Here is a 19359-nt window from a genome sequence, read left to right as displayed (position 1 = left end):
GAAGGTACTGAAATTAGTAACCTTCTTTTTGTGTAAATCTATTTATATCACTTTTTTAGATCAAAGCCCCGTTCATACAATAAAAAGGGATTTATTATTTGCCGTCAGGATTTCATTAAGTGGACGAATATTAACATTAAAAATGAAATTCCTACTATGCTCGCTACCCATAACCAAGCTAATTCCATATTTCCTGAATCAAGTGCTACATATATAGCTGTTGGAATGGTTTGAGTTTTTCCTGGGATATTTCCAGCAAACATTAATGTAGCACCAAACTCTCCTAATGCTCTTGCAAAGCTCAAGATTGCACCAGAAATGATGGTCTTAAATGTGAGAGGAATGGTAACAAGCATAAATAATTTATACCCATTTGCCCCGTCAACACGAGCTGCATTCTCAATATCCTCATCAATCGCTTCAAATCCGGTCTTAACCGATTGATACATAAGCGGAAATGCGACCACGGTTGACGCAATCACAGCAGCCCACCACGTAAACATTAAAGGCTGCTTAAATATCGATTCAATCAATCGCCCAACAGGACTATTCCTTCCAAAAACAACAATTAACAAAAAGCCAACAACAGAAGGAGGTAATACTAACGGTAATAGGAAAACCGTTTCAACTAAGGCTACCCCTTTAAACTTTTTATTGGCCATCAACTTTCCTAAAAGCAGCCCAAAAATTACAACCAATATTCCAGAGACAGTGGCTATCTCAAGGGATAGTCTGACGGGTGACCAAAAATCAACTGCCATTTATTCTAGACCTTTAAACCCATACTTTTTATAAGTCTTCATCGAAATATCATTTTGTAGATATTCGTACAATAATTGGGCTTCTTTAGGATGGGGACTATTCTTAATCACACCCAAAGGATAAATAATCGGAGCATGAAAATTCTCCATTGCCGTTGCTGCAATGTTAACCTTTTGAGAAATCAAAGCATCTGTTTTATAGACAATTCCTGCGTTAACATTGTTCGTCTCTACGTATGTTAGCACCTGCCGAACATCCTTTGCATATACCACGTTTCTTTCAATGTCTCCCCAAACATTTAACCTTTTTAATGTTTCTTTCGCATATTGTCCTGCTGGTACAGTTTCTGGGGTCCCTATGGAAATTTTATCTGTTTTGGTAAGGTCCTCGAATCTGTTAATCTGTTTTTTTGTATCCTTTGGTACCACCAATACTAGTTCATTTCCAACTAAATTTGTTTCCCTTGACTTGTCTATTAGACCGTCTTGAACCAATTTTTCAAATTTGTCCTCTGCAGCAGAAAAGAAAAGATCGACAGGTGCTCCCTGAGTAATTTGTTGTGCAAGTGCTCCCGAAGCTCCAAAGTTATAGTTTACTTTTATATTAGAATGTTTCATCTCAAAGTTTGCTTTAATCTCATTTAAGGCATCTTGTAAACTAGCAGCTGCTGAAATGGTCAACTCCACCTTCTTTTCAGAAACTTCTTTCTGACCTTCTGGCTTTTTCGTTTGTTCGTTAGATGAACATCCTGCAACTACTAGTAAGAATATCATCATGAGAAATAAAAGATATTGTTTTTTCATTATCCATCTCCCTTTTCTAGTTATAACCAGTTATATCTAATTATAATTATTTATAACTCAAATCGATATAAGAAATCTCACAATGTTTATTTTTTTATTAGAACATACTTTTTATCTTGAAGTTAGTTAAAATAGTAAATGGAGGGATGCAAATGTCAAAAGAGCTTTCCTATACGATTGAAGAAGTATCGCAGCTATTAAAGGTATCGAAATTAACCCTATATGATCTTGTAAAAAAAGGAGAACTACCTGTTTTCCGTGTAGGAAGACAGATGAGAATTGATGCAAACGATTTGGAAATTTATATAAATAAACATAAGACTAATCAACATACTCCATTTCCACCTTCTGTTGCCCTTCCTCAAAGGAATGATTCAAAGGATATCAATAACATCGTCATTAGCGGACAAGACCTAATTTTAGACATCCTAGGTAAACATATCGAGAAAGATACTGCCTTTAAACCGTTACGATCTTTTACGGGCAGTTTAAACAGCTTAATTTCTATGTACAACGGTGAAGGTGATATCGTTAGCTTGCATCTGTTTGACGGGGATACAGGCGTATATAATCTTCCATACATAAAAAAAATATTGGTAGGCTTTCCTTTTATATTAATTAACCTTCTTACAAGAAAAGCAGGTTTTTACGTTAAAAGAGGCAACCCTTTACACCTCACCTCTTGGACTGACTTAATCCGAGAAGATGTAAAAATTATTAATCGGGAGAAAGGTTCTGGTGCTCGTGTTCTACTTGATGAGCAACTCAGAATCAATGAGATTCCTGCAAGGAATATTCACGGCTATGAGCACGAAGAGACCAGTCATTTAAGTGTGGCTTCCGCTGTCTCGACTGGAATTGCCGATGTAGGTGTGGGCATTGAAAAAGCTGCGAAAATTGTTGGAATTGATTTTGTTCCATTAATCACAGAACAGTATGACCTAGTTATTCTAAAATCACCCAAAACAGTACGTCTGATAAATACGGTAAAGGAAATTTTATCATCTCATCAGTTTCAGTCTGAAGTTAATTCTTTAGGAGATTATGATACCTCTCAGACAGGGAAGATTATTTATGAGACAGATTAAAAAGAAGGCTGCTGACATTTCAGGAGCCTTCTTTTCTGCACACCTTTCAATTCTATTAATACCAAATCTTCTTGGCTCAGATTAATTTTTAGGGTTTAAGACAATTGGGTATGGGGAAAATAAAAAGTGTTGTAAGAATGGAAGAAAAGAAAGGAGATGTTTTACATGCCACAAGGAGCTACTGAAACTAGTACCTTAAAAGTGGGCGATCAGGCACCTGATTTCACCATGGAAGCACATGGCGGCCGCAAGGTTACACTGAGCGAATTCCGTGGATCAAAAAATGTATTTCTTTGTTTTTATCCTTTAGATTGGACTCCAGTTTGAGGCGCGCAAATGCCTTCATACGAGGATGATCTTCCTCGTTTTGAAGATTTCGATACCCAGGTCTTGGGTATCTCAGTCGACAGCGTCCACAGTCATGATGCATGGGCACATTCTATTGGAGGAATATCGTATCCACTTTGTTCCGATTTTTACCCGCATGGAGAAGTTTCGGAAAAATATGGTGTTTTACGTAAGAACAAAGGTGAGCCAGCCTATGGGGCTTCAGAGCGTGCCCTCTTTATCATTGATAAGGATGGAATTGTTCAGTGGATTGATGTTCATCCAATTGATAAACAGCCTGATAACGAAGAGTTGTTTGATGTCTTGCGAAAACTTTAATACTTACTTAGTAAGCAGAGAATAAGGAGGCTGTGTATGGAACTCTCAAGAAAAGCAATCCCATATACACCCAGTAATAAACCACTTCATGAGATGACCATTATGATTGTGTCAACTTCCGGCGTCCATTTGAAGGAGCAGGAACCATTTAACACAGACCCAAGAGAAGGTGATGCGACCTTCCGCATCATTCCAGGAGATGTTAATTCAAAGGACTTAACAGTAACTCACGCTGCTCCCAAGGAACATTATAATACAGATGCTCCGAAAGAAGATATTAACTGCGTTTTCCCTATAGACCGACTGCGGGAAATGGTTGAGGATGGAGACTTAGGCGGAGTTGCTGAAAAGCATCTAACCATGATGGGTTATTCGATGAGATTAAATAAAATCAATAATGAAACCATACCCGCACTTGTAAAAGAAGTGGTTCGTTCCAAAGCCGACGCTGTACTTTTAACCGCCGGTTGACCACTCTGTCATCGCACTGTAGTTACAGTGCAGCGTGGTATTGAATCACAGGGAATTCCAACAACATTGATTACGTTGGACGTTGAACAATCCAGCCTGATGAGACCACCACGGGCTATTCATCCAGTAGGATTTGAATTTGGACATTCGTTAGGAAAGCCTAATGATAAAACAACACAAATGAAGGTATTATTGGCAGCCCTGGCAGAATTAAATGAAAGACAAGAGCCAGGGAACATACATGATGCCCATTTTCCAACTTATTAAAGAAAAAGCTCAAATCCTTGATAACAGGATTTGAGCTTTTTTATGATGACCTGTGAGGGGTTCGAACCCCCGACCTCAACCCTGTCAAGGTTGCGCTCTCCCAGCTGAGCTAACAGATCGTTTATTTAAGTACAAATATAATTATATAAAAATTTATCAAAATGTCAATATTTTTTTAGTGTTATCCCAAATAAAGAACGTATGTTTCTATTTTTCTTGAATAAAGAACGAGTGTTCGGATATAATAATACTATAAACTAAGAAAGGAGAGATTCACATGGAAGGGCTTTTCATCCGTTCAATTCAGGAAAATATCCCAATAGAAATGATTTACTTAGCCGATAACCAAGAGTTATCGCAACGGAAATTGATTGTAAAGGAAGTGAATGACGAATATATTCGCGCCTATTGTCTGCTAAGAAAACAAATGCGCACCTTTAAACGTGAAAATATATTATCCATTAGGCCTGAAACCCGCACCAACTACCGCTACCTCCACTAATACACACATCCTCATTCTCTTCACTTACATTCCCCCTATTAATAAAAGCATTTCCACTTCGGTTTTGTTATAATGCAGTGGTAGAGATCGAATCATTGGGGGAATAATCACATGGAGTTTCCAAAAGGATCAGTCAAAGAACGTACTATCTACAGTGAAGAACTTGGGGAGGATATTCAGCTCCTTGTCTATCTGCCTCCAAACTTCTCACCACTATATAAATATTCCCTGCTAATCACCCAGGATGGGCAAGACTACTTTCAACTCGGTAGAATTGCGCGATTAGCAGACGAGTTACTTTTTCAACGAGAAATTGAAAACTTAATCATTGTTGGGATACCCTATAAGGATGTTGAAGACCGGTACAAAAAATATCATCCAAACGGCTCACAGAATCAACAATACATCCGTTTTCTAGCCCATACTTTAGTGCCTTTTCTGGATAAAGAATTTCCTACTTATCATATGGGCTCAACTAGAGCACTTATTGGAGACTCCCTTGGTGGAACTGTATCTTTAATGACAGCGATTCAATACCCACATACATTTGGAAAGGTCCTGCTCCAGTCTCCTTATGTTGATGAGACTATATTGAATTCGGTCGAGTCCTTTTCGGAGGGACAGTTATTACAGCTCTACCATGTGATTGGGAATCAAGAAACGGCAGTTCCTACAACAAACGGCATTATTAAAGATTTTCTAACCGAAAACAGAGCGTTTTCAAAGCTTATTTCTGGAAAACCAATTACATATTTTTATGAAGAGTTTAACGGAAATCATACATGGACTTACTGGCAGCCTGATTTAAGACGCGCCCTTAAAATGTTATTCTAATCTTGCTAATATCAACATCATGATAAGTCATTTAATATATTTTGAAAATTTGCTATACTATGAAGAAGGTCCATTTTCTTTGTTTTGAAATAAGGAAAGTTCAATTAATTGGAGGTATACGAATGAAATTTGGAGTTGTTATTTTTCCATCAAAAAAACTTCAGGATTTAGCTAATTCCTATCGAAAACGTTATGACCCGCATTATGCTTTAATTACGCCGCACCTTACATTAAAAAATGCGTTTGAGGCGTCCGAAGAAGAAGCAAAAGGATATGCGGATAAATTACGAAGAGTTGCTTCCAGCCATAATGCATTTTCATTAAAAACTTCAAAAATCAGCTCGTTTAAACCCGTAAATAATGTTATTTATTTTAAAGTGGACAAGACAGACGAATTATCTGCCTTGCATAATGAAATCAACCAAGAATTTACAGAACAAACGTTAGAATATGCTTTTGTTCCACATATTACGATTGGGCAAAACTTATCAAATGATGAGCATTCAGATGTATTTGGCTCACTGCGTATGACAAAAATAGATCATGAAGAAACGGTTGACCGTTTCCATCTTCTTTATCAATTAGAAAATGGATCTTGGACCGTTTACGAAACATTTCGGCTTGGAAAGGAATAGTTTAAGTGACCGTAAAGATTGTTGAAACACAAAAAGAACTTGAAGATGCTTATACAGTGAGAAAAACCGTTTTTGTTGAAGAACAAGCGGTCCCATTAGAAGAGGAAATAGACAACTTCGAAAACGAAGCAAAACATTTTGTCCTGTACCAAGAAGGATTACCCGTTGGTGCAGGTCGCTTTCGTATCGTTGACGGCTACGGAAAAGTCGAACGGATCTGCGTCATGAAAGAGGCAAGAAAAACTGGGGCAGGTAAAGCAATTATGAACACGATTGAGAATTATGCTCGTGAGAAGGATATTCATAAATTAAAGCTTAATGCCCAAACACATGCGATTCCTTTTTACGCTGGTCTTGGTTATGAAGTTGTCTCAGAGGAATTTATGGATGCAGGAATTCCTCATAAAACAATGGTAAAAGAAATATAAACACTCCAAGCACTTGTCGCAAAGGCGACAAGTGCTTTTTTGGTAATTCCACCAATATTGGTGATTCCCTTTTAGTTCCCCTCCGGTTTTGATATGATAGAACATGTCTTGATTTTTGAATAAAGAGGAAAAAATTTATGAAAACAGCTATATATCAAAATCAAAGTATTGTTCTTGGCCAGTTAAGCAGGGACCAATATCAAAAAATATTTCTCGCTGGGAAAACAGGTCAATTGACGTGCCCTACATGCAACAAAAGCGTTCGCTTGTTTTTAGGTATACAGATGGAACCGCATTTTTTCCACACACATTCACCAGAATTCGATTGTCCAGAACCTGCTGAGAGTCTAGTTAGAGATGAAGCACAGCCCACTTCGGAATTGAATGGCTTTAGCATTCCAAAAGGTAGGACCATTACAAAAACTCCGCAAACCGTTGATCATTTCAAAGTTGCTAAAACGATTGAATACTCTGTTCCGTTTAACCAGACAATCAGTGAAAAACAGGGCGAACTCTCACCCTTTTTACAACAACTTACAGATAATGGCGTTGTTCTTGACCTAAGTCAGGCTGCCGCAGTCAAGGAAACAGAGGGGTCTTTATTGGTCCTCGCTGGTGCCGGGAGTGGGAAAACCCGCGTGTTAACAGCACGCACAGCGTATATGCTTGCCGATAAGCAGATTGACCCGAGAACAATCATGCTTGTTACTTTTACATCAAAAGCGGCAGCTGAAATGAAGAATCGGCTGCTTTCCTATCCGCAGATGAAACGAGAGAAAATTAATCAACTTGTTTCCGGTACCTTTCACAGCATTTTTTATCGTATCCTGATGTTTCATGATTCCTTGAATTGGGCCTCTAACAAACTCTTGAAAAAAGAATGGCAACGCGACAAAATTCTAAAGGAGGCAGGCAGAGAGCTCGACCTGTCTGAAAAGGAATTTGCTTATGATCTTGCACTTCAGCAAATTGGCTTATGGAAAAACTCTTTGCTAATGCCTGATCAAGTGAAACCCGCTTCTGAGTGGGAAGAGAAAGCAGTATTTTTATATAAGAGATATGAAGACTATAAGAATAAAGAGGGTTTGTTTGATTTTGATGATATGCTAATTGGCTGTTATCATCTGTTCGCCTCAACCCCTCATCTGCTTGAAGTATATCAAAATCGTTTTCATTATTTCTTAATTGACGAGTTTCAGGATATAAATAAGGTTCAATACGAACTTATCAAACTATTAGCAGGAAAACATAAAAATGTTTGTGCCGTTGGCGATGATGACCAAGCTATTTATTCATTTAGAGGAAGTGATCCAAATTATTTGTTAGAGTTTGAAAAAGACTTCCCCTATGCAAAAATGATTACTCTGGATCAAAATTATCGTTCCTCTCATGAAATTGTATCATCTGCGAATCAAATGATTGCAGCTAATAAAGTGAGAAAAACAAAAAAAATGAAGGCACAGTTTTCTTCTGGCGCACTTCCTCAGTTATTCTTCCCCTATGATGAAGAGGAAGAAGCAACGATGATTGTCACGGATATACAAGAGCAGATATCACTGGGGGCAAACCCTTCCGACTTTGCTATCCTCTACCGGACCAATGCGGGGTCAAGAGCGGTATTTGAAAGGTTGGCTGGCTCTAACCTTCCTTTTAGGATTGATATAGACGCAGAAGCTTTTTACGATCGTTATATTGTTAGGAGTGCTCTTTCATTTTTAAAGGTGAGCTTAAATGAGGATGACCCACAGGCCATGTCTGACATATTGCCTTTATTATTTTTAAAACAAACCATTCTAAAAGAATTAAAGGCCCAAAGCATCCTCAAGGATTGCAGTCTTCTTGAAGCTCTGGCCCATTTAAAAACCGCCCATGCTTTTCAAGAAAAGAAATTAAAAAAAGCTGTTACGATTATTCGGGGATTAAAACAAGCTTCTCCTTTCTCAGCGCTTGAAAAAATCGAAAAAGATATTGGCTTCCTTGATTTTTTGAAAAAGCGTGGCAACGAGGCCAATAAACTTGAAAAAGGCTCGGACGATCTTAAAGACTTAAAAGTGGCTGCCAAAAGCTTCGACAAGATTGAAGCTTTCCTTGCTCACGCCGAGCATATGTCAGCCATGAACAAAGAAATCAAAAATTTAAGCAAACATTTTCACGAGGCCATTAGTCTTAGTACGATCCACCGATCGAAAGGGCTCGAGTATCAGACAGTTTATGTGATTGGAGCAGTCGATGGGAGTATCCCCCATGATTTTGCATTGGACGCCTATCGAAATGGTGATTTTACCGCGCTTGAGGAGGAAAGAAGGCTATTTTACGTGGCAATGACTCGTGCCAAGGAAAAGCTGTTTATTTCTGTTCCGGAAAATAGACGAGGAAAAAAAGCTAATCGCTCAAGGTTTTTAGTTCCTTTAAATAAAAAGAAGAAGACCGATTCCTAATATATAGGAATGTGGTCTTCTTCTTTTTACTTTTTATTGATCATATTAGAAATTGTATTGAGGTCAAGCTGCTTCCCATCGTTAACGATGGACTTAACAATTTGATCTTCCATTTCTTTACTGACCGGCTTATTGGCAATTTGAGAAACTCTACGGATCACATTACGGACTGTTTTTTCATCTTTAAAATTGGCATTTTGTAATGAATTAGCTAACTCAAAGATATCCTTCATATTAACGCCCGTTTTCTTTTCAATGTTTTTAAAAAAACCATTATCCATGTTAAAAGATCACGCTCCTTCATAAACTACTTTATTGTATGAAGGAAGAGTAAATTGGTGAATTAAATTATAAGAAAAGCCTAAGCTCCCCATTTTACGAAAAAAGAGAAAGGGCTGGCCATTTTTTGGGGCCAACCCCATCCTGATGCAAGAACTAATTATTAATAAAAGCTTGCACCAACAATAATTAAAAGGATAAATAATACGACGATTAATACAAAAGTTGAACCGCCGCCATACCCTCCGCCGTAGCCGTAACCGCAGCCGCCATATCCAAACATAGACTGTCACCTCACTTCTGTAATCTCATTAATAACATATGAAATTACCTTATACTGTGTGTAGGCTCGACATCTATTTCAGTAAATTGGTTTAAAAATGAGTATTTTATCCCTTAGGTTTAAAAATTAGTGCGCCAATAAAGCCGAAAACAATCGCTGCTGAGATTCCTGAACTAGTTACTTGGAACATACCTGTCAATACACCTATCAGTCCATGTTTTTCTGCATCCTGTAATGCCCCATGAACTAAGGAATTACCAAAACTGGTAATTGGGATCGTTGCTCCTGCACCTGCAAAGTCAACTAATGGTTCATATAGTCCAAATCCATCCAATACTGCACCAATAACAACTAGCAAACTTAGAGTATGGCCTGGAGTTAGCTTTGCGACATCAAATAAGAGCTGCCCCACGACACAAATTAGCCCGCCAATTACAAATGCCCAAAAAAACATTGCTATCATAGAATCACCCCTTCTATCCATTCATTTCAATGGCTACGGCATGTGCAATACATGGGATCGACTCATTCTGCTGAAAGCTGAGCGGGGATAGTAATGCACCTGTTGCAACGACTAAAATCCGGTTATATGTACCCTTTTTCATTTGGTTCAATAGATGTCCATAAAGGGCCGTTGCAGAGCATCCCGCACCACTTCCTCCAGATTGAACCGGCTGATCATCCTTATACATTAACAGCCCACAATCCTGGAACTGTTTTCGTTCAAGTTGAAGACCGCTTTTGTTTAGTAGCTCAAACGCTGTGTCATGTCCAACCCTTCCCAGGTCTCCAGTAACAATTAGGTCATAGTATGAGGGGTCTAGCTGCAAATCACGGAAATGCGCTATAATCGTATCCACCGCAGCTGGTGCCATTGCACCACCCATATTAAACGGATCTGATAATCCCATATCGATGACCTTGCCAATCGTAGCTGAAGTGGTAACCGGATGGTTCTGCCCTGCTTCATTGGGTTCCAAAAGAGCCACTCCCGCACCCGTTATTGTCCATTGGGCAGTGGGCGGTTTTTGCCCGCCATACTCGGTTGGGTACCGAAACTGCTTCTCCACTGCCGCATTATGACTGGAGGCACCTGTAAGGACATAATTTGCTCCCTGATGATTAACAACAAATGAGGCTAACGCCAACCCCTCCATGGATGTAGAGCAGGCACCAAATAAACCAAAATAGGGAATCTGCATTGTTCTTGCCGCAAAGCTTGTTGGTGTTATTTGATTGATTAAATCCCCTGCAAATAGAAATTGTATTTGTTCCTTCTCAATCTTTCTTTTTTTTAATGCTGTTTTAATTGCCTCCTCTAATAATAAGCGATGAGCCTTTTCATAGGTTTCCTTCCCCATCCATAAATCTTCATATAATAAATCGAAATCCTCAGCCAAATTACCATTAGCTTCAAATGGTCCACCAGTAACCCCTGTAGAAGTAATCATTGGTCGATTTGCAAAAATCCAGGATTGATGCCCTTTTAACAATTACAATACCCCCCAAATCACCAGCAATGTTTTGACCAATGCAACAACAAAGGCCGAGAACACACCGAAGAGAATAACTGAACCTGCCAGTTTGAACATATTTCCTCCTACTCCTAAAACAAAACCTTCTGTGCGATGCTCGATCGCTGCTGATATTACAGCATTTCCAAAGCCTGTAACCGGTACAGCACTACCTGCACCAGCAAACTGGCCAAGACGGTCGTAGATTCCAAATCCAGTCATTAACATTGAAAGGAAGACCATCGTAGCCACTGTTGGATTTCCTACACTTTGTTCGGTAAAATCAAAAAAGTAAATATAAAAATAACTGATGGCTTGACCGATCACACAAATAATTCCGCCAACAAAAAATGCCTTAAGACAGTTCTTCAAAACAGGCCGTTTTATTTCATGCTTCTGCTGAAGTTGTTGATATTTGCGTTGCTGGGGCGTCATGTTTTTTTGCTTACTCGATGCCATCTGTATTCTTCCTTTCTTACTTTAAATCTTTTGTCATTTTAACAATTTCGTTAAAACGCTTTTCAGCCGTCTGATGTGTATAGTTACCGTTCTTCATTCGCTCATCTAGTCTGACTGTTTCCAAAAAAATCTTATAGTCGCTAGAGATTGTAAAATTTTCATCTGGATACCTTTTTTCCAGCATTTTGTTGATACCTTTCTCAATTTTTTTCATTTTAAAGCGATGTAGGTGCTTAACTTTATAAACAACGAGTGTATCTTTTTTCCCTTTTACAACGGACACATCATATAATTCTGGAAAGGCACTTACATCCTGCTCTATCTCTTTCACATAACTTTTATCTTTATTTTTTTCTGTTACAATCGGGCTAGGATTCGTTGTTTTCATAAGGGCTAATTGGCTATCCTTAACCTGTTGGGTTTGATTACAGGAGGACAGTATTAATAAACAAGTAAACAATATCCATCGGTGAATAGCTTTCATTTGATTCCCATCCCTTTGTTCCATTTTAATAAATCCTACAATATGTAGTTTTTTCGACATTGATGAAAATTATGAGTAGTAACTTTAAATTCATGTGGTGATGATAACAAAAAAACTGCCAATAAAATCTGGCAGTCCCTCTTACTTATTTTGAAGTTTTCTTCCCGCATCCGCAGCCTGTTCCTTTTTGCTTGATCGATTTTGATGGCTGATACAGGTAAGTCGATTGTGACTGTGTTGGTTGTGAATAATTTGATGTTTGAGTTCTCCTTTTCTTTTGACTCATTCTACTCTCTCCCTCGTTTGTCAATTTATTCGCTTTTGATAGTAGAATATGAACAACCTTTATGTCTTGTCTCAGCGGACAACACTATTTTCCAATAAAAAACTGAACAATTGACTCGATGATTGAGGCAAATCCGGCCACCGCTAAGATTAAAATAAACGGGAAGGAATGAACTGGGTAGAGAAGTGATATACATACAATCCCAGTGGAGATCCAAATTCCTGTACACCAGTAACAGCTAAGAAGTTCTCCAAAAAACTTTTTGATTCCCTGTTCCTTTGGAAGATAATAGATTTCCATTTCTCCATACTCATTTTCTTCTTTTATTTCCATAAAAAATGGGTTGCGAATAAATTCAGTTATTTTATCGAAAACAAGTAACCTTGTCAGCCTAAAGCTTGCCAGCGAAAGAAGAAGCAGTTGTAATATGGTTATTTTCATGCGGTAAATTTCCTTTCAAAGACCTGTTAAAAGCCTAATTTACTTAAAACAGGCTATTGTCCGTTACCCAAAACTGCTCTATGAAATATCTTAGTAGTGTAAGAAATATATCGGATTAAAGGAGGAAAAATAAATGGGTTGTGGAAATAATCATGATTTTCGTAATGGTAACTGTGTTTGTGAAGTCGTCCGTGCCATTAAAGATATCCAAGATAATGCTGTAATGGAAGACGAGTGCCCAGAGTGTTCTAGTTGTTTCGCTGAACCTCTAGGTTCATTGGTGTCGCCAGTAAGGAGAGATCCTGTCGATACTCGGGTTTTTGTGTTGAGTACTGCGGATGGTTCTCCATTCCATGCATTCTTTAGTAATGAAAACAATGCATGTGTATCTATCTACTTCCGTGTAGAAGATGTCTTTGATAACTGCTGTGCTACGCTTCGTGTATTAGTGCCAGGACGCCGCGAAGGCGGAACCTTCTGTCCAGTAAATTTAGTTTCTGGCGGAGATAAGTGCTGCATCAATCTTGATAAAGTTTGTCAAGTGGAAAGATTCCGCGCAAGCAACGACTGCATTACAGTTGACTTAAGCTGCTTCTGTGCAGTGCAATGTATTGCTGATGTAAACCTTGGAATTTGTAACTAAAATAAGTTATTAGCCAGTCGGTAAAACGGCTGGCTTTTTTGTTGTCATTCTAATTCTTAATGCCAATCATGATAATATTCTTGAGTGCTGTGACAGGCAATGTTTTAGTTGACTGATCTTGAAAGCGAATAGTACATTCCTGTCCATCATATTCAGTAAGATAACCTTGATAATTTTTTTCTTCAGTAGCAAAAACACATCGAGCAGGTGGAAGAACCCTTGGATAGTTGTGTAAATAATTTAAACGTTCCTCTATATTCATTTCTTTAAATGGCTTTACCCGATTAAAAGATGTAGGTTTTTTATCCTGTAAAGGCGTGGACGATGTCGGTGATTTCATCTGAACAGTTGATGGTGGATTTTCTAATTTATTGACTTCTTTGCTAGCCTTCTCTTGAATGACCTCCTTTTTTGCTAAGGAGACTTTCTTTGGACTTTCTCCCTCTTCTTTTGAGATTTCTTCCTCAAGTATCACTGCTTCCTGTCTAATTGTATATGTGTCCTGCATGTTCATTGCAGGAGTTCTTGCAAACGGCTGGTGTATATAAAGTAATGGCCCTTTGCTCATTTTTTCAGGCATGCATAGCACCTCCATTTACGTAACCCTTCACAATATATCTATGCTCGAAGCCCATACAGGTCACAGAAAAATTCAATCAATCAAGAGATTTTTTGCATAGAAAAAACCCGTAACAGGTACGGGTCTTCATTCTTAAAGGATGTGAAATCCAGAGTCAACGTGTATATTTTCGCCGGTAATACCTCTTGAAAGTTCACTGAATAGGAATAGCGCGGTATCGCCCACTTCTTCAGGCGTTGTAGCTCTCCGTAATGGCGCTCTTTCTTCCACGACTTTTGTAATGGCGTTAAAGTCACCAACACCTTTTGCAGATAACGTCCGAATAGGACCTGCAGAAATCGAGTTAACTCGAATTCCTTCTTTGCCAAGGTCTGCCGCTAAATAACGAACACTTGCATCAAGCGAAGCCTTAGCTACACCCATGACATTATAATTTGGCAGAGCACGCTCACCGCCTAGGTAGGTCAAGGTGACAATGCTTCCTCCATCCGTCATCAACCCTCTTGCTTCTTTGGCCACAGCCGTTAGTGAATACGAACTGATATTATGTGCAAGCAAGAAACCTTCTCTTGTTGTGTTCATATATTCACCTTTTAGCTCTTCTTTATTGGCAAAAGCAATACAGTGAGCCACACCATGAATGGTTCCGACCGTTTCTTTAATTTCAGTAAAACACTTTGCAACTTCCTCGTCACTTGTCACATCACATGGTAACACAAGAGTACCTTCTGCCTGTAACGATTCAGCCAATTCACGAACACTGCTTTCTAATCTCTCACCCGCATAGGTAAAAATTAATCTTGCACCTGCATTGTTTAGTGAACGGGCAATTCCCCATGCAATACTGCGTTTATTAGCAACACCCATTACTACATATGTTTTTCCAGTTAAAGAAAGATTCATATTAAAAATGTCCTCCTACGATTACACGAGTTATTAGTACTTGGTACTAATTTTACACTAAAATACGATAAATGAAAAGTCAACATCTAATACTATTTAATAATTATCTTTAGCAGGTCTCACAAAATTCCAATTCTCTTTTTAGTTCATCAACATACTCCTTCGAGCCAGTAACAATTAACCGATCATTTATTTTCAACTCTGTATCACCATGGGGGATGATGGAATCCATGCCTCGAAAAATCCGGACAAAGATAATATCCCCAGTAAAAGGGAACCTCCGCAAAGACATTCCATCAAATTGTTCATTCATCATGACAATTTCATAAAGTCCCGTATCCTGATTCGTAAGGATATTCATTACAGTAGGAGATTCAATTAATGCCCGAAGCAGCACTTTCGTTGACATAAATGCTGAAAAGACTTCAATATTATTTTCTCGTAAGATTTCCTCTAAATCAGGACTTTCAATTCGTGCAATAACCCTAGATACTGCTTTCTTCTTTGACGCGAGCGACAACGCAGCATTTACCTTCTCGTCCCCTGTAGAAATCACAACAATCTCTGACTGAAAGATGTTATTTTTCTCTAGTGTCCCAAGCGAGTAATCAGGAATTTCTACTATTTCAAAAAGAGAAGTGGCAATATGCTTTTCAGATTTCTCCATATGGGTATGGTAAACGACCGGATTGTAGAGGCCAGATTTTAATTCTCGTGAAACAGGGAGTGTCATTTGATTGGCACCTAAAAATGCAACACTTACTTTTTTAATAGTTACCACTTCTTTAGGAAATAACTTTTTAAAGACAATCGGTGTAAAAATAGAGGTGATAACTGCAACTAAGATTAATGTTCCACTCATCTCCGTAGTTATAATTTCTAATCTTTCACCAATCGTTGCCGCCGCAATCACTAATGATAGAGTAGATGTAAGTAAAAATCCTGAGGCAAGGACAGTTTTTAAATCATACCAAATTTTTAATAAATAAACTGGTACAAGTTTTGAAAAGAGCAGCCCTACTAATAAAAGCGGTATTAATAACAACAGTTTTTTTTCATTTAAGAGTGATCCAATATCAAGATTTACTCCGACCATCACAAAGAAGATGGGAATTAAAAATCCGTATCCAAACGAATCTAATTTATGAATCAGCTCTTGGTTCGGTGCTAATAGTGACACAAGGACCCCTGCAAGAAACGCACCTAAGATATTTTCAGCACCTACTGTTTCGGACAAGCCAACCAAGACAATAATGAGTGTAAAAACAGCCCTCGTTCCAATTTGGACTGTCCCCGTGGACAGTGATTCAATAAAGGTACGATTCTTAAACCTTTTGCCAAGAAAATAAAGAGCAATACCTGCTGCAAACAAAATTAATAACAGCCATGTGTTTCCATGGCCAGATTCATTTAATGAGACAAAAACCGCGAGTAAAATCATTGTTACTAAATCTGCTATAACTGCCACTAATAGGATAATTTGACCAATAACTGTTTTCATCAAGTGGGCCTCTTTCAAGGTAGGAACAACCACTCCCAATGAAATCGTTGAGATGATTAGTGTCATTAAAAAGGCGTTATCAATAAAACCTGCTATAACAAATAGAAAAGATAAGCCAAGTGAGAAGATGAAAATGCCTGCAAAGATTAGTGACGCAATGACAAATGAATTGGGTTCCTTTTTACCATTGGGTAGAACCCTGCGCTGATTCCGTCCGGAAAAGGCTGTAAAATCAATTTCAAGACCGCTTAAAAACATTAGAAAAATAAACCCTAGTGTCGATAAGGTTGAGAGCCAAATATCTCCATGAACCACATCGAAGCCGCTTTTTCCTATCACAAGTCCCATAATAATTTCAGCCACAACCACAGGAATATAATTCATCTTAAACCGATGTAAAAGAATCGGTGTCAAAAAGGCAGTCGTCACAACGATGAGTAAAGAAATGACCGAAACCTGCTGCTCCATTCTTATTTGCTCCTTTCCAAAAGTAAGATAGCGGGGAAAACTTTTTATAAAAACAAACATGATAACAAAAAATAGCTTAAATAAGGGAGTTGATTCAATGAAAATTGATATTATTGGCGATATCCATGGGTGTTTTCAAGAACTAAAAGAACTTACTCTAAAACTCGGTTATAGCTGGGAGAATGGATTACCTAAACATGATGAAAGAATGCTGGGTTTTCTTGGTGATTTAACAGACCGTGGACCTGCTTCTCTTAATATAATCGATATTGTCTGGCAGTTAGTTATTAAAGAAAAAAGGGCCTATTACACACCAGGAAATCATTGTAATAAGTTATACCGCTTCTTCCTTGGCAACAAGGTCCAAATATCACATGGGCTCGAAACAACCGTTGCCGAGTATGAATCATTATATAAAAAAGAGCAGCAAACCATTCGAACAAAATTTATGGAGCTATATGAAAAGGCTCCACTTTATTTACTTTTAGACAACAAAAAGCTAGTGATCGCCCATGCAGGCATTAAACAGGAATTTATCGGTCAATCTCATGGAAAAGTGAAAGAGTTCGTCTTATACGGAGACATTACAGGCAAAAAGCACCCTGACGGTTCTCCGATTCGAGGGGATTGGGCAAAAGAGTACCATGGTGAAGCGTGTATTGTTTACGGACATACCCCTGTAAAGGAGCCAAGGTTGATTAATCATACTTATAATATTGATACGGGTGCCGTTTTTGGCGGAAAACTAACAGCATTAAGATACCCTGAAATGGAATTAGTCTCGGTTAAATCTACTATGCCATATATTGAGGAAAAATTTAAACAATTTGATTAACAGTGGTCATCATAAAAATAAGGAAAATGACGTATGCCAATTCATACGTCATTTCTTATCTCATCTATTAATAAATCCCCCATATCTTTCGGCAGAGGTGCAGAAAACTCCATTTCTTTTTTATGGAATGGGTGCATAAATTTTATTTTTTTACAATGGAGTGCCTGCCGGTCTATGAATGTTAAATCTCCTCCATAAAGATCGTCACCAAGCAAAGGATGCTTTAAATAGGACATATGGACTCTAATTTGATGAGTTCGTCCCGTATCAAGCGACAGCTCCACATACGTAAATGCAGGATGTTTCTCAAGAACGCGATAATGAGTGCAGGCATACTGGCCATCCTCACGAACTTCTCTTTCAATTATACTGTCCTCTTTACGGCCGATCGGAGCTTTTATTGTACCTTGATCAGGAGACAATACACCCTCAGCAAAGGCTACATAGGTCCTCTTCACGTCACCACTACGCTGCATCAGACTAAACAAATGATGAACATGTCGATGTTTTGCAATGAGAACTATCCCAGATGTATCTCTGTCAAGCCTAGTAACAATATGCGAAGTTGCTCTTAAACCAAAGCGTTGATAATAACCAACTAACGCATTAGCCAAACTGCCAACAGGATGTTCCCGTGACGGAATCGTATTCATACCTGCTGGCTTATTTACAACCAGCAGAAACTCATCTTCATAAAGAATAGATAACGGAATTTCCTCACCTAAAAGCCCCTCGCCAGGACTTTCAATTGGGAATATAACCGTTAATTCATCATTGGCTGCCAACCGATACCGAACGTTTACTTCTTCTCCATTTACTAAGATACAACCGCCTTTAAACTTAATATCGGTTAAGGCAGTCCGCGAAATATCTTCCTTTTTTAAAAATTCCCTCACAAGATTTCCATGATCACTATCACCAATAACCCACTTCATTTGAAAACGCGAAGTCATCTATGCAGCCTGCACTTTAATCTGAAATAAAGGAATCATGTACTCTTTTCCAAAAGGGAAAGGGCCGAAAGCGGGCAAAGCGGATTTTTTCTTCTGGCACCCTAAATTGAATCGATTTTACATCCTTGTGAAGCAGTGTCAAATGATCGATGGTAACCTGAAAATCTGAGCGATTGACTGGTTTAAGCATACATGTATGGTGTGCAGGAAGTATTAATGGCGAGCCTACAGTTCTAAATACTTTGTTATTGATCGATGCCATTTCTGCAACCTGAAGGGCAGAAATCGAAGGGTGTATTATCGCCCCGCCCAGGGCTTTATTATAGGCGGTACTGCCTGAAGGAGTTGAAACACATAAGCCGTCCCCGCGGAACCGTTCAAAATGCTGACCACGGATTTCCACATCCATAACAAGCGTACCTTCAACACTTTTTACAGTTGATTCATTTAAGGCGAGGTACCTGGATTCCTTCCCTGCATGGGAATAGCGGATGATAACCTCTAGTAGAGGGTATTCTACGACCTGATAAGGTGTCTTCGCAATCGCAATCACTAGTTTTTCAATTTCATCTGGAATCCAATCCGCATAAAAACCAAGATGACCTGTATGAATCCCAACAAATGCAGTTTTATCCAAACGGCTGCTATACCGATGAAATGCATATAGGAGCGTACCGTCACCACCTATGGATACAACGATATCTGGCTGGTCCTCATCATATATCAGCTCAAAATCAAGTAAATACGTCCTCATCTTATGCATGAGAATATTTGACTTTTGATCTCCTTTTGATGTAATTGCAAATTTCATAATAGGTTTGCTCCTTATACTGAAT

The 19359-nt window shown here is 38.5% G+C and carries 26 protein-coding genes and 1 tRNA gene; 11 read left to right on the top strand and 16 right to left on the bottom strand.

The features are described from left to right. Window positions 1-104: 104 nt before the first annotated feature. Window positions 105-761 (bottom strand): molybdate ABC transporter permease subunit, encoded by a 657-nt coding sequence (modB, locus tag V7121_RS18650; RefSeq protein WP_335547365.1) that lies wholly within the window; start codon window positions 759-761, stop codon window positions 105-107. Continuing rightward, window positions 762-1565 (bottom strand): molybdate ABC transporter substrate-binding protein, encoded by an 804-nt coding sequence (gene modA / locus V7121_RS18645; protein WP_335547364.1) that lies wholly within the window; start codon window positions 1563-1565, stop codon window positions 762-764. Window positions 1566-1717: 152 nt separating this feature from the next. Between modA and V7121_RS18640 the strand changes: the two genes are divergently transcribed. From V7121_RS18640 to V7121_RS18625, 4 genes are all read left to right on the top strand, one after another. Beyond that, window positions 1718-2653, top strand: a complete 936-nt coding sequence (locus V7121_RS18640) for a helix-turn-helix transcriptional regulator (protein ID WP_335547362.1) — start codon at window positions 1718-1720, stop codon at window positions 2651-2653. A gap of 156 nt (window positions 2654-2809) precedes the next feature. After that, window positions 2810-3319, top strand: a complete 510-nt coding sequence (locus tag V7121_RS18635; protein WP_335495822.1) for a redoxin domain-containing protein — start codon at window positions 2810-2812, stop codon at window positions 3317-3319. A 36-nt stretch (window positions 3320-3355) separates the two neighbouring features. Then, window positions 3356-3790 (top strand): glycine/sarcosine/betaine reductase selenoprotein B family protein, encoded by a 435-nt coding sequence (locus tag V7121_RS18630; RefSeq protein ID WP_335495819.1) that lies wholly within the window; start codon window positions 3356-3358, stop codon window positions 3788-3790. 27 nt (window positions 3791-3817) lie between these two features. Then, entirely contained in the window at window positions 3818-4057 is a 240-nt protein-coding gene (locus V7121_RS18625) for a hypothetical protein (protein WP_335495817.1), read from the top strand. 46 nt (window positions 4058-4103) lie between these two features. Here V7121_RS18625 and V7121_RS18620 read toward each other — a convergent pair. Beyond that, a tRNA-Val gene (locus tag V7121_RS18620) sits at window positions 4104-4176 on the bottom strand. 158 nt (window positions 4177-4334) lie between these two features. Here V7121_RS18620 and V7121_RS18615 point away from each other — a divergent pair. From V7121_RS18615 to V7121_RS18595, 5 genes are all read left to right on the top strand, one after another. Beyond that, window positions 4335-4559: a hypothetical protein gene (locus V7121_RS18615; RefSeq protein ID WP_335495815.1), complete on the top strand. Its 225-nt coding sequence runs from the start codon at window positions 4335-4337 to the stop codon at window positions 4557-4559. A gap of 111 nt (window positions 4560-4670) precedes the next feature. Continuing rightward, the gene (locus tag V7121_RS18610) at window positions 4671-5393 is read left to right on the top strand and encodes an alpha/beta hydrolase (protein WP_335547360.1); all 723 of its coding nucleotides are present in this window, start codon (window positions 4671-4673) and stop codon (window positions 5391-5393) included. 122 nt (window positions 5394-5515) lie between these two features. Next, window positions 5516-6028 (top strand): YjcG family protein, encoded by a 513-nt coding sequence (locus V7121_RS18605; RefSeq protein WP_335495811.1) that lies wholly within the window; start codon window positions 5516-5518, stop codon window positions 6026-6028. Between the two features lie 5 nt (window positions 6029-6033). Beyond that, entirely contained in the window at window positions 6034-6456 is a 423-nt protein-coding gene (locus V7121_RS18600; protein WP_335495810.1) for a GNAT family N-acetyltransferase, read from the top strand. A 137-nt stretch (window positions 6457-6593) separates the two neighbouring features. Beyond that, complete coding sequence (locus tag V7121_RS18595) at window positions 6594-8894, top strand: ATP-dependent helicase (RefSeq protein WP_335495808.1); 2301 nt, start codon at window positions 6594-6596, stop codon at window positions 8892-8894. 26 nt (window positions 8895-8920) lie between these two features. On the opposite strand, the gene V7121_RS18590 is transcribed toward V7121_RS18595, so the two are convergent. The 8 genes from V7121_RS18590 to V7121_RS18555 all read right to left on the bottom strand — a co-directional run bounded on the left by V7121_RS18590 (window position 8921) and on the right by V7121_RS18555 (window position 12640). Further along, window positions 8921-9175, bottom strand: coding sequence for a stage VI sporulation protein F (locus V7121_RS18590; protein ID WP_218350483.1), 255 nt, complete (start codon window positions 9173-9175; stop codon window positions 8921-8923). A 161-nt stretch (window positions 9176-9336) separates the two neighbouring features. Further along, window positions 9337-9456, bottom strand: a complete 120-nt coding sequence (locus V7121_RS18585) for a YjcZ family sporulation protein (protein ID WP_335495807.1) — start codon at window positions 9454-9456, stop codon at window positions 9337-9339. Window positions 9457-9562: 106 nt separating this feature from the next. After that, window positions 9563-9919, bottom strand: a complete 357-nt coding sequence (spoVAE, locus tag V7121_RS18580; RefSeq protein ID WP_335495806.1) for a stage V sporulation protein AE — start codon at window positions 9917-9919, stop codon at window positions 9563-9565. 13 nt (window positions 9920-9932) lie between these two features. Then, window positions 9933-10949: a stage V sporulation protein AD gene (gene spoVAD, locus V7121_RS18575; RefSeq protein WP_335495804.1), complete on the bottom strand. Its 1017-nt coding sequence runs from the start codon at window positions 10947-10949 to the stop codon at window positions 9933-9935. Next, window positions 10950-11429 (bottom strand): stage V sporulation protein AC, encoded by a 480-nt coding sequence (gene spoVAC / locus V7121_RS18570; RefSeq protein WP_335495802.1) that lies wholly within the window; start codon window positions 11427-11429, stop codon window positions 10950-10952. A gap of 16 nt (window positions 11430-11445) precedes the next feature. Continuing rightward, on the bottom strand, window positions 11446-11937 hold the full coding sequence (locus V7121_RS18565; RefSeq protein ID WP_335547358.1) for a YhcN/YlaJ family sporulation lipoprotein: 492 nt from the start codon (window positions 11935-11937) through the stop codon (window positions 11446-11448). 121 nt (window positions 11938-12058) lie between these two features. After that, window positions 12059-12199 carry a hypothetical protein gene (locus V7121_RS18560; protein WP_335495799.1) on the bottom strand — a complete coding sequence of 47 codons (141 nt, stop codon included), beginning with the start codon at window positions 12197-12199 and terminating at the stop codon, window positions 12059-12061. A gap of 84 nt (window positions 12200-12283) precedes the next feature. Then, window positions 12284-12640, bottom strand: a complete 357-nt coding sequence (locus V7121_RS18555) for a DUF1360 domain-containing protein (protein WP_335547356.1) — start codon at window positions 12638-12640, stop codon at window positions 12284-12286. Between the two features lie 133 nt (window positions 12641-12773). On the opposite strand from V7121_RS18555, the gene V7121_RS18550 reads away from it, so the two are divergent. Next, on the top strand, window positions 12774-13283 hold the full coding sequence (locus V7121_RS18550; protein WP_335495797.1) for a CotY/CotZ family spore coat protein: 510 nt from the start codon (window positions 12774-12776) through the stop codon (window positions 13281-13283). Window positions 13284-13332: 49 nt separating this feature from the next. On the opposite strand, the gene V7121_RS18545 is transcribed toward V7121_RS18550, so the two are convergent. The 3 genes from V7121_RS18545 to V7121_RS18535 form a co-directional block, all read right to left on the bottom strand. Next, window positions 13333-13863 (bottom strand): CotO family spore coat protein, encoded by a 531-nt coding sequence (locus V7121_RS18545; protein WP_335547354.1) that lies wholly within the window; start codon window positions 13861-13863, stop codon window positions 13333-13335. A 132-nt stretch (window positions 13864-13995) separates the two neighbouring features. Beyond that, window positions 13996-14766 (bottom strand): enoyl-ACP reductase FabI, encoded by a 771-nt coding sequence (gene fabI, locus V7121_RS18540; RefSeq protein ID WP_335495795.1) that lies wholly within the window; start codon window positions 14764-14766, stop codon window positions 13996-13998. A 109-nt stretch (window positions 14767-14875) separates the two neighbouring features. Further along, window positions 14876-16735: a monovalent cation:proton antiporter family protein gene (locus V7121_RS18535; protein ID WP_335547352.1), complete on the bottom strand. Its 1860-nt coding sequence runs from the start codon at window positions 16733-16735 to the stop codon at window positions 14876-14878. Window positions 16736-16832: 97 nt separating this feature from the next. Here V7121_RS18535 and prpE point away from each other — a divergent pair, with 97 nt between their 5' ends. Further along, window positions 16833-17570 (top strand): bis(5'-nucleosyl)-tetraphosphatase PrpE, encoded by a 738-nt coding sequence (gene prpE / locus V7121_RS18530; RefSeq protein WP_335547350.1) that lies wholly within the window; start codon window positions 16833-16835, stop codon window positions 17568-17570. A 41-nt stretch (window positions 17571-17611) separates the two neighbouring features. Here the strand turns inward: prpE and V7121_RS18525 are convergent, their stop codons facing one another. Together V7121_RS18525 and V7121_RS18520 are read right to left on the bottom strand one after the other, a co-directional pair. Then, window positions 17612-18523, bottom strand: coding sequence for an RluA family pseudouridine synthase (locus tag V7121_RS18525; RefSeq protein ID WP_335495791.1), 912 nt, complete (start codon window positions 18521-18523; stop codon window positions 17612-17614). Between the two features lie 16 nt (window positions 18524-18539). After that, on the bottom strand, window positions 18540-19334 hold the full coding sequence (locus V7121_RS18520; RefSeq protein WP_335495789.1) for an NAD kinase: 795 nt from the start codon (window positions 19332-19334) through the stop codon (window positions 18540-18542). Between the last annotated feature and the right edge of the window lie 25 nt (window positions 19335-19359).

It is taken from the genome of Neobacillus drentensis (assembly GCF_036962125.1).
GTDB lineage: Bacteria > Bacillota > Bacilli > Bacillales > Cytobacillaceae > Neobacillus > Neobacillus drentensis_B.
Note: the sequence above shows the minus strand (reverse complement) of the source record. Positions and strands in the feature narration are given on the sequence as shown.

Coding starts and splice junctions, on each gene's coding strand:
- modB (WP_335547365.1), bottom strand. CDS start 761: ATGGCAGTTGATTTTTGGTCACCCGTCAGACTATCCCTTGAGATAGCC.
- modA (WP_335547364.1), bottom strand. CDS start 1,565: ATGAAAAAACAATATCTTTTATTTCTCATGATGATATTCTTACTAGTA.
- V7121_RS18640 (WP_335547362.1), top strand. CDS start 1,718: ATGTCAAAAGAGCTTTCCTATACGATTGAAGAAGTATCGCAGCTATTA.
- V7121_RS18630 (WP_335495819.1), top strand. CDS start 3,356: ATGGAACTCTCAAGAAAAGCAATCCCATATACACCCAGTAATAAACCA.
- V7121_RS18615 (WP_335495815.1), top strand. CDS start 4,335: ATGGAAGGGCTTTTCATCCGTTCAATTCAGGAAAATATCCCAATAGAA.
- V7121_RS18610 (WP_335547360.1), top strand. CDS start 4,671: ATGGAGTTTCCAAAAGGATCAGTCAAAGAACGTACTATCTACAGTGAA.
- V7121_RS18605 (WP_335495811.1), top strand. CDS start 5,516: ATGAAATTTGGAGTTGTTATTTTTCCATCAAAAAAACTTCAGGATTTA.
- V7121_RS18595 (WP_335495808.1), top strand. CDS start 6,594: ATGAAAACAGCTATATATCAAAATCAAAGTATTGTTCTTGGCCAGTTA.
- V7121_RS18590 (WP_218350483.1), bottom strand. CDS start 9,175: ATGGATAATGGTTTTTTTAAAAACATTGAAAAGAAAACGGGCGTTAAT.
- V7121_RS18585 (WP_335495807.1), bottom strand. CDS start 9,456: ATGTTTGGATATGGCGGCTGCGGTTACGGCTACGGCGGAGGGTATGGC.
- spoVAE (WP_335495806.1), bottom strand. CDS start 9,919: ATGATAGCAATGTTTTTTTGGGCATTTGTAATTGGCGGGCTAATTTGT.
- spoVAC (WP_335495802.1), bottom strand. CDS start 11,429: ATGGCATCGAGTAAGCAAAAAAACATGACGCCCCAGCAACGCAAATAT.
- V7121_RS18565 (WP_335547358.1), bottom strand. CDS start 11,937: ATGGAACAAAGGGATGGGAATCAAATGAAAGCTATTCACCGATGGATA.
- V7121_RS18560 (WP_335495799.1), bottom strand. CDS start 12,199: ATGAGTCAAAAGAAAAGGAGAACTCAAACATCAAATTATTCACAACCA.
- V7121_RS18555 (WP_335547356.1), bottom strand. CDS start 12,640: ATGAAAATAACCATATTACAACTGCTTCTTCTTTCGCTGGCAAGCTTT.
- V7121_RS18550 (WP_335495797.1), top strand. CDS start 12,774: ATGGGTTGTGGAAATAATCATGATTTTCGTAATGGTAACTGTGTTTGT.
- V7121_RS18545 (WP_335547354.1), bottom strand. CDS start 13,863: ATGCCTGAAAAAATGAGCAAAGGGCCATTACTTTATATACACCAGCCG.
- fabI (WP_335495795.1), bottom strand. CDS start 14,766: ATGAATCTTTCTTTAACTGGAAAAACATATGTAGTAATGGGTGTTGCT.
- V7121_RS18535 (WP_335547352.1), bottom strand. CDS start 16,735: ATGGAGCAGCAGGTTTCGGTCATTTCTTTACTCATCGTTGTGACGACT.
- prpE (WP_335547350.1), top strand. CDS start 16,833: ATGAAAATTGATATTATTGGCGATATCCATGGGTGTTTTCAAGAACTA.
- V7121_RS18525 (WP_335495791.1), bottom strand. CDS start 18,523: ATGACTTCGCGTTTTCAAATGAAGTGGGTTATTGGTGATAGTGATCAT.
- V7121_RS18520 (WP_335495789.1), bottom strand. CDS start 19,334: ATGAAATTTGCAATTACATCAAAAGGAGATCAAAAGTCAAATATTCTC.